Below are 16,157 nucleotides of genomic sequence, written 5' to 3' on the forward strand. Positions count from 1 at the left end.
CGCCCGTCATGGCAGCGCCTCCGCGAGACCCGGCACGTCGGCGACGCGGGCGCCCTGACCGAGTTGCAGGGCGCGGATATAGGCGGCGATGGCCCAGCGATCCCGCGGCTCGACGCGGGCGGCGTAGGAATACATCACGCCGTAGCCCTCGGTGATCACGGCGACGAGGTAGCCCGCCGGCGCCGCCCGCAGGCGGTCCTCGTGGAAGGAGGGCGGGGCGGGAAAGCCGCGCTGGACGATCATTCCGTCGCCGTGGCCGGTATAGCCGTGGCAGGGCGTGCAGATGGCGTCGTAGCGCGCCCGGCCCCGCCGCAGCAGGGCGGCGTCGACGGGGGGCGCATCGCGCAAGGCCGCCTCGGCCGCGAGATCGCCCTGCGCCACGGTGCCGTCCGGGGGTGTCCGGGCTTCGGCGCCGTCGGCGAACAGGGCCGCGTTGCCGTAGACCCGATAGCGCTTCTGGACCCGCATCGACTGGTCGTCGCAAGCCGCCAGCGGCAGCAGGAGCGCGAGGACGCCGAGTCCCACGCGGAGCGGGCGGCGCGCGTCTCGGGACCGCCTCATGGGTGCATCTCCGACACCAGGCGGGCGCCCGCCCCTTCGAGCAGCACGCGCAGGGCGCGCGGATCGTCCTTCGGGGCGATGAGGAGCAGGAAGCGGTCCTGGCTCGCCCGCTCGAATTGCGGCATCGCGTGCAGCGGATGGTGCAGGCGTGGCAGGCCGCAGGCGGACAGCATGGCGACGAAGCCCGCCAGGGCGGCGGCGAGGATTCCGACCTCGAACGGCACCAGGAGGAAGACCGGCCAGGAATGCAGGGGCCGCCCGCCGGAATTCAGCGGGTAGGCGTGGACCGCGCTGTACCATTGCAGGGCGTACATCAGCCCCGCCGCGCCGAAGCCCGCCATCGCCATGGCGGGCCGGACCCATCGGCGCGTGGGCGCGAACAATCCGGCAAGATCCTCCACGGGGAAGGGCGTGAAGGCGTCGACGGGGCTGTGGCCGTCGGCATGGCCGAGGCGGGTCGCCCGCAGTAAGGCCTCGGGCGTCTCGAACTCGGCGAGGAGGTGGGGGCGGGACCTGCTCATGCGGCGCCCGCGCGGTGGCTGAGCTGGCGGACCTCGTGCATCGACACGAGGGGCAGCAGGCGCGCCAGGACGAGGAAGCCGAGGACGAACAACCCGAGGGGGCCGAATAGGATCGCGAGGTCGTAGAGGCTGATCTGGTAGGTCCGCCACAGGCTGACGGCGTAGCCGCGCGAGAGGGTGTTCCAGACGATGAGGATGCGCTCGAGCCACATCCCGACGTTGATCAGGATCGCGAGGGCGGCGAGGGCCCGCAGGTCGACCCGCACGGCCGGGAACCACAGGGCCTGCGGGGCGAGGCAGTTGCAGAACAGCAGCCCGGCATAGAGCCAGCGGTAATCGCCGGTGAAGAAGTAGCCCACCACCGTCCGGTCGGCGTGCTCGCCGCCGTACCAGGCCATGAACCACTCGGTGGCGTAGGAGAACGTCATCACGATGCTGGCGAACAGCATCACCTTCGCCATGGCGTCGAAATGCGCCCGCGTGATCATCGCCCGGAGGTTCAGGCCCCAGCGGATGGCGATGGCCAGCACCACCACCATGGCGAAGCCCGAATACATCGCCCCGACGATGAAGTAGGGCGGGAAGAGGCTCTCCTGCCAGCCGGGCATCAGGCTCGCGGCGAAGTCGAGGCCGACGATGGAATGGACCGAGCAGACGAGGGGGATCGCCAGGGCCGCCATGGTCATGTGGAAGGTCTCGTAGACCTGCCAGTGCCGGGCCGAGCCGCGCCAGCCGAGCGCCAGGGCGCCGTAGATCACCTGGCCCGGCCGCGTGGTGGTCCGGTCGCGCAGGGTGGCGAGGTCGGGCAGCAGGCCGGTGAACCAGAAGAGGAGGGAGAACAGCAGGTAGCTGAGGATCGCCCAGAAATCCCAGACCAGGGCCGAGCGCCATTGCGGCCACAAGTCCATGGTGTTCGGGTAGGGCGCCAGCCAATAGGCGTAGAGCGGCCGGCCGAGGTGGATGATCGGGAACAGGCCCGCGATGGCGGCGGCCAGCAGGGTCATGGCCTCGGCGAAGCGGTTGATGGAGGCGCGCCAGTGCTGGCGCGTCAGCAGCAGCATCGAGGAGATCAGCGTTCCGGCGTTGCCGATGCCGATCCACCAGACGTAATTCGCGATGGAGACGCCCCACACCACCGTGGTGTTCACGCCCGACAGGCCGATGCCCACGGTGAGCACCGCCCCGATGGCGAAGAGCGTCAGCAGCACGAAGGGCAGGACGCAGAGCAAGGCGACGAACCACGCCTTGCCGGGACCGCGCTTCTGGATCGGATCGGCGACGGCGGCCGTGATCTCGGCGTCGCCGAGGCGCGCGGGCGCGATCCAGCTTTGGTGCTGCCCAACCCCGCTCACGTGTGGTCCTCCGCCCAATCGGGATTCGGCGCGCGCAGATTGGCCAGGTAGGTGGTGCGCGGACGGGTGTTGAGCTCTTCCAGCAGCGCGTAGTGGCGCGGGTTCGCCCGCAGGGCCGAGACCGGGTTGCCCGGCCGGGCGAGGTCGCTGAAGGTGATCGCACGGGTGGGGCAGGCCGATTGGCAGGCGGTGACCACGTCGTTCATGGCGCGGCCGTCCCGCTCGGCCCCCTGCCGCTCCGTGGCGATGCGCTGGACGCAGTAGGTGCATTTCTCCATGACGCCGCGCGCCCGCACGGTGACGTTGGGGTTGCGCTGCGCCCGGATCGGCTCGGCGTCGAGGTTGGCGTATTCCTGACCGTCCGCGTAGCCGAAGAAGTTGAAGCGGCGGACCTTGTAGGGGCAGTTCGCCTGACAGAAGCGGGTTCCGACGCAGCGGTTGTAGACCTGCAGGTTCAGGCCCTCGCCATCGTGCACCGAGGCCGCCACCGGGCAGACCGGCTCGCAGGGCGCGTGCTCGCAATGCATGCACGGCACGGGCTGGAACCCGGCCTTCACCGCCTCGGGCGTGCCGGCATCGTAGAGGTCGATGCGCAGCCAGTGCATCATCCGGCCCCGCGCGATCTCCTCCGGGCCGACCACCGGGACGTTGTTCTCCGACTGGCAGGCGACCACGCAGGCGTTACAGCCGATGCAGGCATTCGTGTCGATGGCCATGGCCCAGGCATGGCCATCGGCATCCCCGGTCCAGGCCTCAATGAGCGACGGCTGGTCGGCGCCGATTCCCTTCGGCTGGGCGGTCGCGAGGTCGGCGAGATCGATTTGCCGGAAGAGCTTCGCGGTCTCGCCCTCGACCTGCACATAATTCTGCGTCCGCAGCACCGCGCCGGTGCGGCCCGTGGCGGCGAGGTCGACGGGCGTGACGAGCCAGCGCTCGGCCCGGGACACGAGGCGGTAGGCATCCGCCCCGATGCCGTTGCCGATGGCCCCGGCGCGGGCGCGGCCGGACCCGAGGGTGAGCACGCCGACGCCGTCGGCCACGCCGGATTCGACGGCGACGGGCACCTCGACGCTCCGCCCCGCCGCGCTCAGGCGCACCACGTCGCCGGCCCCGACGCCCCGCCGGTCCGCCTCGCCGCGCGACAGGGCGAGGGCGTTGCCCCAGACCTGCTTCGAGATCGGCTTCGGGCATTCCTGAAGCCAGGCGTTGTTGGAAAACCGCCCGTCCCACAGGCACGGATCGGGGCGCAGTTCGACGGTGAAGCCGGCCCCCATCCGGGGCGGCAAGCTCGGCGGCGCGGAATCCGCCACCGTGATCGCCGCCGCCGCGCTGCCGGCGATCACACCGTCGTGCAGGCTCTGGCGCCACCATGCCTCGAACGCCGCCGCCTCGCGGTCCGGCCGGCTTTCGCGCCAAGTCTCGCTCCAGGTCTCGTGCCAAGTCTCGCGCACGAGGTCGTAGCCCGACTGGGCCGGGGACTCGCCGAACAAGGCCACGATCTCGTGGATCGAGCGGGCGCCGTAGAGGGGCCGGATCAGGGGCTGGACCAGACTGGCGGTGCCGTCGACGGCGCGCAGGTCGGACCAGCCCTCGAGTTCGTGGGCCAGCGGCAGGTGCCAGTGGGTGGCGCCGGCCGTCTCGTCCCCGTGTGTGCCCGCATGGACGCTGAACGCCGCCCGGCCGATCCGGGAGCCGAGATCGAGGTCGGGGCCGCGGGTGAGGACCGGATTGCAATCGAGGATCGCGAGGCCTTCGACGGTCCCGGAATCGAGGGCGGCCGCGAGGGCGGTGAGCCCCGCGGGGGTACGCCCGTCGATGCGGTCCGGGGGCTCGATGAAGTCCACGGGGGCGTCGAGGCGGGCGTTGATCCAATGCGCGAGGGCGTGATGCTCCGGCGCCAGAGCCGGACCGACGAGGACGAGGGCGCGGCCGCGATGCGCCGTCAAGTCGGCCGCGACGGCTTCGGCGAAGCGCCGGACCGCCTCGCTCGCGTCGGGCGCCGGCAATCCGGCCCCGAGGGCGTTGGCGCAGGCGACGAGCAGGGCGGCCTGCGCGTGCGGCGGCAGCGCGCGGCGCGCATCGGCCTTGATCCCCGTCTGCGTCAGGGCGGATTCGGCGACGTAGAGCCGGCCGAACCGGCCCGGGTCGCGGCGGCGCTCGGCGAAACCGGAGGCCAAGCGGATCTGATCCGGGCCGGGCCCGAGGGGATCGGCCCCGACGCACAGGACCACTTCGGCGCGGTCGAGCCGGGGCAGCACCCTCAGGGGGCGGCCGAAGGTCTCTACGGTGCCGCGCGTCGCGTGGGTGTCGTCCACCGGTTCGTGGACGTGCCACACGGCGTCCGGCATCGCCCGCAGGAGGGACGCGATCTGGCGCAGGAGGGTCGGCGAGGTGACCCGCCCGGTGAGGAGGTGAAAGCCGGCGCCGTTGCGGCTGCGCGCCCGCGCCAGGGGCCCGGCCAGGGCGCGCTCGAACATCTCCCAGGAGGCGATGCCGCTCCTGTGCTCCGTCACCGTGCGCGAACGGTCGGGATCGTAGAGGTCGAGGATCGCGGCCTCGGCGAAGACGTCCGTTGCGCCGCGGCTCGCCGGATGGAGCGGATTGCCCTCGATCTTGATGGGGCGCCCGTCCACCGCGATGGCGTGGACGCCGCGGGCGAAGCCGCCGAGCGACAGGCTCGTCGCGTAGCGCACGGGCACGCCTGGCAGCAGGCGCTCCGGCATCCGCACGTAGGGCACGATCTCCTCGGACGGTTTCGTACACCCGCCCGCCGCCAGGGCGATGCCGGCGCCGAGGAGGGTCAGGGCCTCGCGCCGCGAGGTGAGGGGCTCGCGCCGCGAGGGCGGGCCTAGCGGTGGCATAGGGAGCATTCGCTGAGACGCTCGGGCGAGCGGATGTGGTATTCCTTGAGCCGCTGCACCCCGAGGGCGGCCTGATCGGCGGGCGCGGTCCAGGCCGTGTCGAAGACCGCATCGCGGGCGCGCAGGTTCGGGGCCGGATCGCGGTGGCAGTCGAGGCACCAGCCCATGGTGAGGGGGGCCGCCTGCCGGACGAGCTTCATCGTCTGGATCTCGCCGTGGCAGGTGGTGCAGCCGACACCCTTGGCGACATGCACGGCGTGATTGAAGTAGACGTAGCCCGGCAGGGTGTGGACGCGGCGCCAGCGCAGGGGGCGCCCTTCGGCGAGACAGGTGCGCACGGGGGCCAGCATCGGCGCATGGGTCCAGATCTGCGAGTGGCAGGACATGCAGGTGTCCGTGGGCGGAATGCCCGCGAAGGCCGCCTTCTCCACGGCGGTGTGGCAGTAGCGGCAATCGAGGCCGAGGCCGCCGACGTGATGCGCGTGGCTGAACGGCACCGGCTGCTCGCGGGTGACGCCCTGCCCCGTGACGTAGGGGGAGCGCCAGACCGCGTAGGCGACCCCGACGGCGAAGACCGGGACCGTGGCGAGCGACGCGAGGACGAAGCGGACGACCGTGTCGGCCCCCGGACGAAAAATCTGCACCATCCCTCGCACGTACCCCGTGCCACGGCACCCGACGCCTTCAAGACGCGCAAGACCAAACCGTTCGCGAACCATGACGACAGGGTCGAAAACGGAGTGTGCCGAGGCACTGCGCCATCGCCAACCAAGACCCAACGCAGCCTTCAGTCTACAACATGGGTTATATCTCGCGAACGAGGGTAGGCTTTACCACTTCGTCAGCTTGGATGCGCCCCGAGTTATTTCTTCGAGTGAGCCGTTCCTTTCACGCAACTTGCCCAGACCCGAATGGCCGACGTGGAGCACGCGAATGTCCGACGACGAGACGACGGCTCACTATGACGGTCCGGCCGGCGGCTGGGGTTCCGTACGCGGCATCACCGAGATCTTCGGCCGGGAATGGGCGACGCCGCTGGCGACCGAGACCCTGTTCCGCCAGAACAAGCCCAAGGGCTTCATGTGCGTGTCGTGTTCCTGGGCGAAGCCCGCGGACTACCACCCGTTCGAGTTCTGCGAGAACGGCGCCAAGGCGACCCTGTGGGAGCTCACCTCCCTGCGCTGCACGCCCGATTTCTTCGCCGAGCACACGGTGACGGAACTCCGTACCTGGACGGATTACGACCTCGAACAGCAGGGCCGCCTGACGCATCCGATGCGCTACGACCCCGCGACCGACACCTACGTGCCCTGCGGTTGGGACGAGGCGTTCGCCGAGATCGGCGCCGAGTTGAAGCGCCTCGCTCCGAAATCCGTGGTGTTCTATTCCTCGGGCCGCGCAAGCCTGGAAACAGCGTATCTCTACGGGCTGCTGGCCCGGCTCTACGGCTGCAACAACCTGCCCGACAGCTCGAACATGTGCCACGAGACCACCTCGGTGGCCCTCAAGCAGACCATCGGCGCCAGCGTCGGCACGGTGGTGTTCGACGATCTCCAGAACTGCGACGCGATGTTCTTCTTCGGACAGAACACCGGGTCGAACTCCCCGCGCTTCCTCCATCCCCTGCAGGAGGCGGCCAAGCGCGGCGTCGAGATCGTGACCTTCAATCCCGTCCGCGAACGGGGCCTGGAGTTCTTCACCGATCCGCAGAGCCCGGTGGAGATGCTGACCGGGAAGGAAACCCGCATCAGCTCGCAGTACCATCAGGTCCGGCCCGGCGGGGACATCGCGGTGCTGATGGGCCTATGCAAGCACGTCTTCGCCGCCGACGACGCCGCGAAGGAACGGGGCGAACGCGTCCTCGACGTCGATTTCATCCAGCAGCACACGACGGGCCTCGACGCGTTCGAGGCGAAGGTCCGGGCGACGCCCTGGGACGAGATCGAGCACGAATCCGGCCTGTCGCGCGCGGCCATCGCGGGCGCGGCCGAGGTCTACGTCAAGGCCGACCGGGTGATCGGCATCTACGGCATGGGCCTGACGCAACACAGGAACGGGTTCGAGAATGTCGCGCTGTTCGTCAACCTGCTGCTGCTGAAGGGCAATATCGGGCGCGACGGCGCCGGCATCTCGCCCGTGCGCGGCCATTCCAACGTCCAGGGTCAGCGCACCGTCGGCATCTCGGAGAAGCCCGAACTGGTGCCCCTCGACAAGCTCGCCGAGCAGTTCGGCTTCGAACCGCCGCGCCACAAGGGCGTGAACACCGTCGAGGCCTGCGAGGGCATCCTGTCCGGCGAGATCCGCAGCTTCATCGGGCTCGGCGGCAACTTCGTCCGCGCCATCCCGGAGCGGGACCTGATGGAGGCGGCCTGGACGAAGATGCGCCTCACGGTGCAGGTCGCGACGAAGCTCAACCGGTCGCATCTCGTCAACGGCGAGATCGCCTACCTGCTGCCGTGCCGGGGCCGGACCGAGGAGGACCGGCAGGCCACCGGCCCGCAGGCGGTCAGCATGGAGGATACGTTCAGCTGCATCTCCGGCTCCCTCGGCCGCCGCACGCCCGCGAGCCCGCACCTGAAATCCGAGGTCGACATCGTGGCGGGGATCGCCAAGGCGACCCTGGCGCCGAACCCGAAGGTGACCTGGGACGCCTGGGTCGGGGATTACGGCCTGATCCGGGATGCGATCGAGCGAACCTACGGACCCGAGTTCCGCGACTTCAACGAACGCCTCTGGACCCCGGGCGGTTTCTATCGGGGCAATTCGGCCCGCGAGCGCATCTGGAAGACCGAGACGAAGCGAGCGGCCTTTACGACGCCGAAGCAGAGGAACGCCGTGGGCTTCTCCGAAGCCCCGGGACGCTATCGCCTGATCACCCTGCGCTCGAACGACCAGTTCAACACCACCATCTACGGCTATAGCGACCGCATGCGCGGCATCGAGGGCACGCGCGACGTGCTCCTGGTCAATCCGGATGAGATGGCCCGGGCGAACCTGCGCGAGGGACAGGTGGTCGCCCTCGTCAGCGATGCGCAGGACGGCATCGAGCGGACGGTCTACGGCCTGAAGGTCGTGCCGTTCTCTCTGCCGGATGGCTGCCTCGGGGCCTACTACCCCGAGATGAATCCGTTGATGCCGCTGTCTCACCACGACGGGCCGTCGAAGACCCCGGCGGCGAAATCGGTCCCCGTCCGCATACGGATCACCGATGCCGACGGGCCGGTGACCGAGCGGCTGGAGCCGACGGGGCACGCCACTTCGGCTTGATCGGGCGAGTGCGGGGTCCGCACGGCGGTGATCGTGCACCGAACCACGCCGGTGCGAAGGGTCAGGCGATGCGGGCGATGTCCGCCCGGCTCTGCGCCTCCACGGGTCCGTCATGGCCGGGCAGCCCCTCGGCCTGGAGCTGCCACATCCGCGCGAACACGCCGCCGGCCCCGCGCAGGGCGGCGGGGCTGCCGTCCTCGACCACGCGGCCCTGGTCGATCACGAGGATGCCGTCGAACCCCGTCAAGGTGGAGAGGCGATGCGCGACGGCGACCACCGTGCGCCGACGCATGATCCGCACCAGGGCGGCCTGCACCGCCATCTCGGATTCGGTGTCGAGGGCGGAGGTCGCCTCGTCGAGGAGGATGATCGGTGCATCCTTGAGGAAGGCGCGGGCGATACCGATCCGCTGGCGCTGCCCCCCCGACAGCTTGGCGCCGCGCTCGCCCACGACGGTTTCGTAGCCGTCGGGGAGTCGGCGGACGAACCCGTCGCAGGCCGCCGCCCGCGCGGCCGCGAACACCGCCGCGTCGTCGGCCTCGGGTCTGGCGAAACGGATGTTCTCCAGCACGCTGCGATGCAGGAGGCTGATCTCCTGGGGCACCACCGCGAGGGCGTCGCGCAGGGAATCCTGGCGCACGGACGCGATGGGCACGCCGTCGATGAGGATGGTGCCGTGCTGGACGTCGTGAAGCCGTTGCAGGAGCTGGACCAGGGTCGACTTACCGGCGCCCGATGGCCCGACGATGCCGACCTTCTGGCCGGCCTGGATCGTGAGGGTGACGCCGTCGAGGACGCGCCGTCCCGCCCCGTACGCGAAGGCGACGTCACGCAATTCGATGCGGCCGCCGCCGCAGACGAGGTCCGGCGCGCCCGGCGCATCCGGCACCGTCCGCGGCTGGGCGATGACCGCGAGGGTCTCCTCGACGAAGCCGAATTGCTGGGCCACGTCCACGAGGGAGAGAGCCATGTCCTTGGAGCTGTGCAGGATGCGCAGGGTCAGGCTCGCCACCACCACCACCTCGCCGGGGCTGGCCTGCCCGCTTCTCCACAACATCACCGCCCAGGTCAGGATGCCGGCGGCCATCGCCCAGAGGGCGAGGTCGTGGAGGAGCCGGGCCACCTCGAGGTACATCCAGCTCCGGCACTGCGCCGTCGCCTCGGCCTCGAACCCGGTGCGCAGGCGCAGCCATTCGCGGCGGCGGGCCGAGAAGGCCTTCACCGTCCACATGTTTGTGATGGTGTCGACGAGGTCGCCCGCCACCTTGGCCGCTTCGCCCGAATAGGCGCGGTGGAGGGGGCGGCCGCGCTCCCCGAACACGATCAGGCCCAGGGTGACGCCGATGACGAAGACCAGGAGGGCGGCGGTGAGCCGGCCGTCGATGGTCGCGAAGATGATCACCGCGCCGCCGACATCCACCACCGGCGGAATGATGCGCCACACCAGGGTGTTGATGAGGGCGCCGAAATTGCCGGCCGTGGCGGTGATGCGCTGGCCGAGGGAGCCCGCGCGGTTCTCCGCGAAGTAGCGCATCGACTGCGCGCTGAGTTCGTCGAAGAGTTCGAGGCGCAGGCCGACCCCGACGCCCACGGTGGTGCGGCAGGCGAGCCACCCCGTGAGCCGCGCGAGCACGCCCTCGGCGGCGATGAGGCCGAGGAACAGCAGCAGCACCGCCGTGACGGCCGAGGCGGCGTCGGCCGGCCGGGTCATGGCGTCGACGAACTGCTTCAGGACGTATTGCTGTCCGACTCCGCAGGCGGAGGCCGCGACCACGAGGGTGAACAGCGATCCGAAATGCCAGCGCCAGCACAGCAGGTGGTGCCGGATGAACCGGCCGGGACCGGACAGGTGCGGAGCGACCAGGGGACCATCCTTCATGCGGCGCCTGGAGCCTGCGCGAACAGAGTCTGCTGGCGTCGGAGTTCCGCGGCGAAATCCGGATCGCAGAACCGTCGTCCGTCTCGGTCGGGTGCAGACAACAGGCCCACCGCGCAGGGGCGCCCGTCGTCCCACCCGGGATAATCGAGAATCGGATAGAGGCAGATCCCCGCGACCGGGACGCCGCCGCGGCGCGCGGCCAGAACCTCGCCGCAGACGTAGTGCAGCCACGCCGCCCGGGCCGTGCCTTCGGCGCCCGTCTCCGCCACCAGGAGCGGACGCTCGTAACGGCCATGAACCTCCGCCAGCATGTGGCGCAGGGGTCGGTAGGCATGGTGGCCGAGGGGGATCGTTCCCCCGTCATGGACCCACTGGTTGTCCGGGTAGAAGTTCACCCCGACGACATCGAGGCAATCGGGACCGCCGCCGAGCTCTGGGCAGAGGCGCCCGCTCACCATGTCGAGGGCCTCGTACTGCACCGTCCGGTAGGACTCGGCGGCGGGCACGTCCTCCGGGCTGCCGGCGACGACGTGGATCAGGGGTTCGGCATGGAGGAAGCGCGCGTCCGGCACCGCGGTGCGGATCGCCCGCGTCGCGGCGACGGAGGCGCGCACGAGCTGGCGCTTGAGCTCCGGCCCCCGCTCGAGGGCGAGGGGCGCCATGCGGCCGACATCGCCCCCGGCCCAGGCCCAGTAGGAAATCTCGTTGACGGTGCAGAAGGCGGGCGCGGCGTCCGTCTCTGCGGCCACGATCCGGGCGGCCTCGGCGGCGAACGCGGCAAAGCGGACGGGGAAGGCCTCGGACCAGATGTCGAGGTCGTCGGGCCAACCGTAATGGCAGAGGTCCCAGATCACCCGCTGATCGCTGGCGCGGGCCGCCCGCAGCATCGGCAGGGCGCTCGACCAGTCGTACACCCGGGGCGCGACCTCGATCCGGTGCCAGCGCAGGCCGTCGCGGACGCCACCGAGCCCGAGGGCCCGCAGGGCCGCGTAATCGGCCGCCGCCCAGGTGTCGTGACCCGTCGCGGCGATGAGGTCGAGGCGCTGCCCGTCGCGGCGGCGATGGGTCGAGCATTCGAACCCGCCGAGGAACGGCGTCGGGCTGAGCGCGCCGGCGTCCCGGGTCACCGGGCCTGGAACGGCGCCGCCTTGGGTACCAGTCATTCCGCGGCCTGCCGCACGGCTAGGGGGGACGCCGACGCGACGGCATCGCGAAAGCGCTGCAGGGCGCTCGCCCGCGTCGGCATGAGCAGGCCGCGCGTGCTCGTGAGCGCGCGGTTGATCCGCAGGATCCCGGATCCGACGGCCGTCGGCGAATGCCCCGCGACACCGTGTGCGATCTCCGCGAGGGCTGCGTCCCGGTCCACCGCCCCACGGTTGACGAGGTGCCACGGCCCGGACACGTCGTCGATGAGAAGATCCAGCGCCGCATGGGCGAGGTCCGGCAGATAGCTGACGGACAGGAGCTCGGGCTGGCCGGGAGGCGTCTCCGTCCCCGCTCCGTGCGCGTCGCGGAGCGGCACGGCTGCAAAAGCGGGGTCGGGCGCATCGAAGACGAGGCCGGGGCGGACGATCAGTGCCCGTGGATGCCGTGATCGGGTCCGTGCCTCGGACGCCGCGACGCCGTGCGCGTAGGGGCCATCGGGCCTGACGGGATCCGCCTCGTCGGCGGGTCGGCCGAGGCTGCCGTCGAAGACGCGATCGCTGGAGAACGTCAGGAGCGGGAGGCCCGCGCGGGCGCAGGCCGCGGCGATGCGGCCCGCCCGGTCGGCGCAGACCGGGCGGGCCGCGCCGGAATCCTCCCGGCCCGCCGCATCGGCGTCGAGGCCGGCGGCGTCGATGATCGCCCAGGCCGCGTGCCGGGCGATGAGGGCGTCGAGGGTCGGGTCCTCCTCCGACGCGCCGGCCGGCACCGTCACCCGGTGCACCCCCCGGTCCTGGCAGATCCGGACCAGGCCCTGTGCGACGCGGCCATCCACAGCGAGGATCAGGAGCGGACGGGCGCGGTCCGGGCGCATTGCCACCGCGCCCGCTTGCCGCCGGTAGAACCGGACCGGCCGGTGCCACCAGCCCGGCGAATCGAGGACCGGATGGTCGTAGCGTCCGGTGGTCGCGAGGGCGCGCACGGCCGTCGCCAGGGCGGTCGCGCGGGGCTTCGGTGCCCGAATGTCGAAGGCGCCGGGCTCGTAGATCCCCGCGCGGTCGACGAGCAGGCTGTTCCAATCCACCGCGCCCATGAGCGACCACACGGTCACGGCTTCCACCGGCATGCCCCGGTCGCGCAGTGCCGTGGCGGCGTTCCACACCTCCGCCAGCCAGCGCAGCTGCTCGTCACGGCTGCAGCCGTGGTGCACCTCGGTGACGGCGACGGGAATGCGGTAGCGCTCCCACACCTCGGTGAGGCGGGCGGCGGGACCCGTGGCGCCCTCGGGTAGGGCGACCCGCACGGCCTCCACGTCGGCGTAACGCTGGCGGCCGTTGCCGCCCCGCGAGGCTGCCGGATAGGCCCGCAGACGGCCATCGAGATAGCGCTCGCTCGTGAGGTAGTGGTTGACCCCGATGAGGCCGGGCGCCCCCTCCCCCGTGGCGAGCAGGGCCAGATCCGCCGCCGGAACGCCATGATCGATCAGGCGCCCGTACCAGGGATGGGCCGGATCCACCCGGCCGCACAGGAGATCGAGGCTGAGCCAGCGTCGCGCGTTCTCGTAGGCCGCCTGGCCCGCGAGGGCCGGCGTGCTGAACGTCCGTCCGATGTCCTCGGTCTGGACGAGGCGCGCCGCGGGGATCAGCCGGCGGATCGCCCGCATGGCCAGGAGGGTCGCCTTGCATTGGTTGACCGCCATGCGCAGGAACGCGGCCTCGCTGCGCGCGTGGGGATACCAATGGCCGTAGAGGCCGGCGAACCGCGCCGTGGTCAGCGGTTCGTTGACCGGCGTGAACTGGCGCAGCCAGGGGTAGCGACGGGCGACCCGATCGGCATACGCGGCGAACAGCCGTGGCAGGTCAGGATCGAGGAGACCGGTGCCGAACGGTCCGCTGCCGTGGTGGAGCAGGCCGACGATGGGAACGATGCCGAGGCGCCGAAGCCTGTTCAAACGCGCATCCTGCCCCGACCAATCCGGCGTCGCCGAAACCTCCGGCGCGACGCTCTCCCACAGGAGCGGGTAACGCAGGGTGCGGATGCCGAGCCGTGCGACGGCGTCGATATCCGCGCTGCGCCAGCGATGACCGGTCTCGCGCACCTGATCCCGGAATCGGTCTCCGATCCGCGCGACGGTGCATTTGAAGCCGCCCCAGAGTTCGAGTGGCGCGCCGCCCGCGCTCACGAACCGACCCACCGCGAACCGGGCGGCCGCTGTTCCGACTTCGCACCGATCATCGTCTACCGCCCGAAATCGTAATCAGACTCCATCTCGTAATACTGACCATGAATACCGCCGCAATCTTTAACCTATGAGAACGACAGGGTTCGGCAGCGAAAATATCAACGCTTTATCGATCCCGAATTGTACGAGATCTGTTCTCGGGTGATCGCCCAACGACCTCGTAGAGGGGACGCGAAACGTGAAGCAGGAATTTGGACTTTCGCCCGATCCGGTCGGCGTGTCGGATCTCATGGTTCTGAATACTCCTCCCACTTTTGGGTATCGAAGTCCTGCTCCGGAATATCGCAAATCCACCGCGGAACAGCACGGTGATCCATCGTCCCGTCCACGCCCTCTGCTTGTGTGCTTCTCTCATCTGCGCTGGAACTTCGTCTGTCAGCGCCCGCAGCACCTTCTCACCCGCGCTGCGAAGTGGTTCGACGTCCTTTTCATCGAGGAGCCGGTCTTCGAGGCGGGCGGTACGGCGCGGCTGAAACGCGAGGGCGTCGGCCCGTCCCTCGAAGTGCTCGTTCCCATCGTCGATCCCGCCGACACGCAGTCCCTTGCGCAGGTCCTGCACGGCCTGGTCGCACGGGAACTGGATGGCTCCCGTCATCGCACGCGGGTGTTCTGGTACTATACGCCGGCCGCCCTCGCCTTCACGCAGACGCTGCACCGCGACCTGACGATCTACGACAACATGGACGAGCTGTCGGCCTTCCGGGGTGCCTCGGACGCCTTGGTCTCGCAGGAACGGACGCTGCTGGCCACCGCCGACCTCGTCTTCACCGGTGGCTACAGTCTTTACGCCGCCAAGCGCGATGCCCATCCCGACATCCACTGCTTCCCGTCCTCCGTTGAGACCGTGCATTTCGCCCGTGCCCGCCAGGGCACGACCCCGGACCCGGCGGACCAGGCCGCCCTGGCCCGGCCGCGCCTCGGGTTCTTCGGCGTGGTCGACGAGCGGTTCGACGCCGACTTCCTCGCCCAATTCGCCGATCTTCGGCCGGAGTGGCAGTTCGTCATCCTCGGTCCCGTCGTGAAGATCGATCCGGCCGAACTACCCAAGCGGCCCAACATCCATTGGCTCGGACCGAAACTCTACGACGATCTCCCGGACTACTTGGCGCATTGGGATCTCGGGCTGATGCCATTCGCCCTGAACGCCGCGACGCGGTTCATCAGCCCGACGAAGACGCCGGAATTTCTCGCCGCCGGCCTGCCTGTGATCTCGACGCCCATCGTCGACGTGGTGCGCGGGTACGGCGAGGCCGGCCTCGTTGAGATCGCCGACACGCCGGGCACCGCCGTCCTCGCGGCTGAAGCCCTGATGGCGCGTGCACGGGCGCCGTGGCTCCCCGTGTCGACGCCCGCCTCGCCGGCGATTCCTAGAGGCTGTTATGGACCTGAGCGGTCTGGAATCCAGATGAGGAGGCATGACCTCTTCGCGCCAAGCCTACCCGTCCGATGTTTCCGATGATGAATCTAGAGGCTGTTATGGACCTGAGCGGTCTGGAATCCAGATGAGGAGGCATGACCTCTTCGCGCCAAGCCTACCCGTCCGATGTTTCCGATGATGAATGGGCGCTGGTCGCGCCGTACCTGACGCTGCTGCGCGAGGATGCGGGGCAGCGCGAGTATTCACTTCGCGAGGCGTTCAACGGATTGCGCTACGTGGTGAAGACGGGTGCACCCTGGCGGTGGATGCCCCACGACCTCCCGCCCTGGGAAGCCGTCTATCAGCAGGCGCAGCGCTGGCTGGCGGCAGGCTGCTTCGAGCAACTGGCCGACGATCTGCGTGCGCTCCTGCGCTTAGCTTCCGGGCGTTCTCCTGAGCCAAGCGCAGCCATCCTCGACAGTCGGACCCTGCGCTCGACGCCCGAGAGTGGCGAGCGGGCCGGCTACGATGGGGCCAAGCGCAAAAAGGGCTCGAAGGTCCATCTGGCCGTCGACACCTTGGGCCATCTCCTGGCCTTGCACGTCACCCCCGCCGATGTCGACGACCGTGCCCAGGTCGGGCATCTGGCCGAGGCCGTGCAGGCCGCCACCGGGGATAGCGTCGATCTGGCCTATGTCGACCAGGGCTATACCGGGGAAAAGCCAGCCAAGGCTGCCCGCGAGCAAGGCATCGAACTGGAGGTCGTCAAACTCCCGGAGGCCAAGCGCGGCTTCATCCTCCTGCCGCGCCGCTGGGTCGTGGAGCGTTCCTTCGCCTGGGCGACGCGCTTCCGCCGCCTCGTCAAGGATTACGAGCGCTATCCCAGCACACTCGCCGATCTCCACATCGTCGCCTTCGTCTGACTCATGCTCAAACAGGCCGCTCAACTGGCAAGCGGTTCATAACAGCCTCTA

Annotated in this window: 11 protein-coding genes and 1 pseudogene; 3 read left to right on the forward strand and 9 right to left on the reverse strand. The window is 70.0% G+C overall.

Annotated features, from left to right (window positions below):
* Window positions 1-6: 6 nt before the first annotated feature.
* Genes ASG60_RS07755 through ASG60_RS07775 form a run of 5 tightly spaced genes read right to left on the reverse strand, consistent with a single transcriptional unit; the run spans window position 7 to window position 5,942 of the window.
* Window positions 7-561 carry a cytochrome c gene (locus tag ASG60_RS07755; protein WP_056384872.1) on the reverse strand — a complete coding sequence of 185 codons (555 nt, stop codon included), beginning with the start codon at window positions 559-561 and terminating at the stop codon, window positions 7-9.
* Entirely contained in the window at window positions 558-1,082 is a 525-nt protein-coding gene (locus ASG60_RS07760; protein ID WP_056384875.1) for a DUF3341 domain-containing protein, read from the reverse strand. The genes ASG60_RS07755 and ASG60_RS07760 overlap by 4 nt, the downstream gene beginning before the upstream one ends.
* Window positions 1,079-2,434, reverse strand: coding sequence for an NrfD/PsrC family molybdoenzyme membrane anchor subunit (gene nrfD / locus ASG60_RS07765; protein WP_056384877.1), 1,356 nt, complete (start codon window positions 2,432-2,434; stop codon window positions 1,079-1,081). Before nrfD ends, ASG60_RS07760 begins: the two co-directional genes overlap by 4 nt.
* On the reverse strand, window positions 2,431-5,295 hold the full coding sequence (locus ASG60_RS07770) for a 4Fe-4S dicluster domain-containing protein (protein WP_056384879.1): 2,865 nt from the start codon (window positions 5,293-5,295) through the stop codon (window positions 2,431-2,433). Before ASG60_RS07770 ends, nrfD begins: the two co-directional genes overlap by 4 nt.
* Window positions 5,283-5,942 (reverse strand): cytochrome c3 family protein, encoded by a 660-nt coding sequence (locus tag ASG60_RS07775; RefSeq protein ID WP_056384880.1) that lies wholly within the window; start codon window positions 5,940-5,942, stop codon window positions 5,283-5,285. The genes ASG60_RS07770 and ASG60_RS07775 overlap by 13 nt, the downstream gene beginning before the upstream one ends.
* Before the next feature lie 286 nt (window positions 5,943-6,228).
* On the opposite strand from ASG60_RS07775, the gene ASG60_RS07780 reads away from it, so the two are divergent.
* The gene (locus ASG60_RS07780; RefSeq protein WP_056384882.1) at window positions 6,229-8,562 is read left to right on the forward strand and encodes an FdhF/YdeP family oxidoreductase; all 2,334 of its coding nucleotides are present in this window, start codon (window positions 6,229-6,231) and stop codon (window positions 8,560-8,562) included.
* A gap of 61 nt (window positions 8,563-8,623) precedes the next feature.
* On the opposite strand, the gene ASG60_RS07785 is transcribed toward ASG60_RS07780, so the two are convergent.
* The 4 genes and pseudogenes from ASG60_RS07785 to ASG60_RS23740 all read right to left on the reverse strand — a co-directional run.
* A complete protein-coding gene (locus ASG60_RS07785) occupies window positions 8,624-10,441 on the reverse strand; it encodes an ABC transporter ATP-binding protein (RefSeq protein ID WP_056384884.1) in 1,818 nt (605 codons plus the stop codon).
* Window positions 10,438-11,604: a hypothetical protein gene (locus ASG60_RS23025; protein WP_056384886.1), complete on the reverse strand. Its 1,167-nt coding sequence runs from the start codon at window positions 11,602-11,604 to the stop codon at window positions 10,438-10,440. Before ASG60_RS23025 ends, ASG60_RS07785 begins: the two co-directional genes overlap by 4 nt.
* The gene (locus tag ASG60_RS23735) at window positions 11,601-12,458 is read right to left on the reverse strand and encodes a sugar nucleotide-binding protein (protein ID WP_277996231.1); all 858 of its coding nucleotides are present in this window, start codon (window positions 12,456-12,458) and stop codon (window positions 11,601-11,603) included. The genes ASG60_RS23025 and ASG60_RS23735 overlap by 4 nt, the downstream gene beginning before the upstream one ends.
* 183 nt (window positions 12,459-12,641) lie before the next feature.
* Window positions 12,642-13,790 (reverse strand): annotated as a pseudogene (locus ASG60_RS23740) (family 1 glycosylhydrolase); the annotation flags it as partial.
* Between the two features lie 376 nt (window positions 13,791-14,166).
* On the opposite strand from ASG60_RS23740, the gene ASG60_RS07800 reads away from it, so the two are divergent.
* Both ASG60_RS07800 and ASG60_RS07805 read left to right on the forward strand, forming a co-directional pair.
* Entirely contained in the window at window positions 14,167-15,285 is a 1,119-nt protein-coding gene (locus ASG60_RS07800; protein ID WP_244476604.1) for a glycosyltransferase, read from the forward strand.
* 53 nt (window positions 15,286-15,338) lie between these two features.
* Entirely contained in the window at window positions 15,339-16,106 is a 768-nt protein-coding gene (locus tag ASG60_RS07805; protein ID WP_056384888.1) for an IS5 family transposase, read from the forward strand.
* The last annotated feature ends 51 nt before the right edge of the window (window positions 16,107-16,157 follow it).

It is taken from the genome of Methylobacterium sp. Leaf469, assembly GCF_001424745.1.
In the GTDB taxonomy this organism is placed as follows: Bacteria; Pseudomonadota; Alphaproteobacteria; order Rhizobiales; family Beijerinckiaceae; genus Methylobacterium.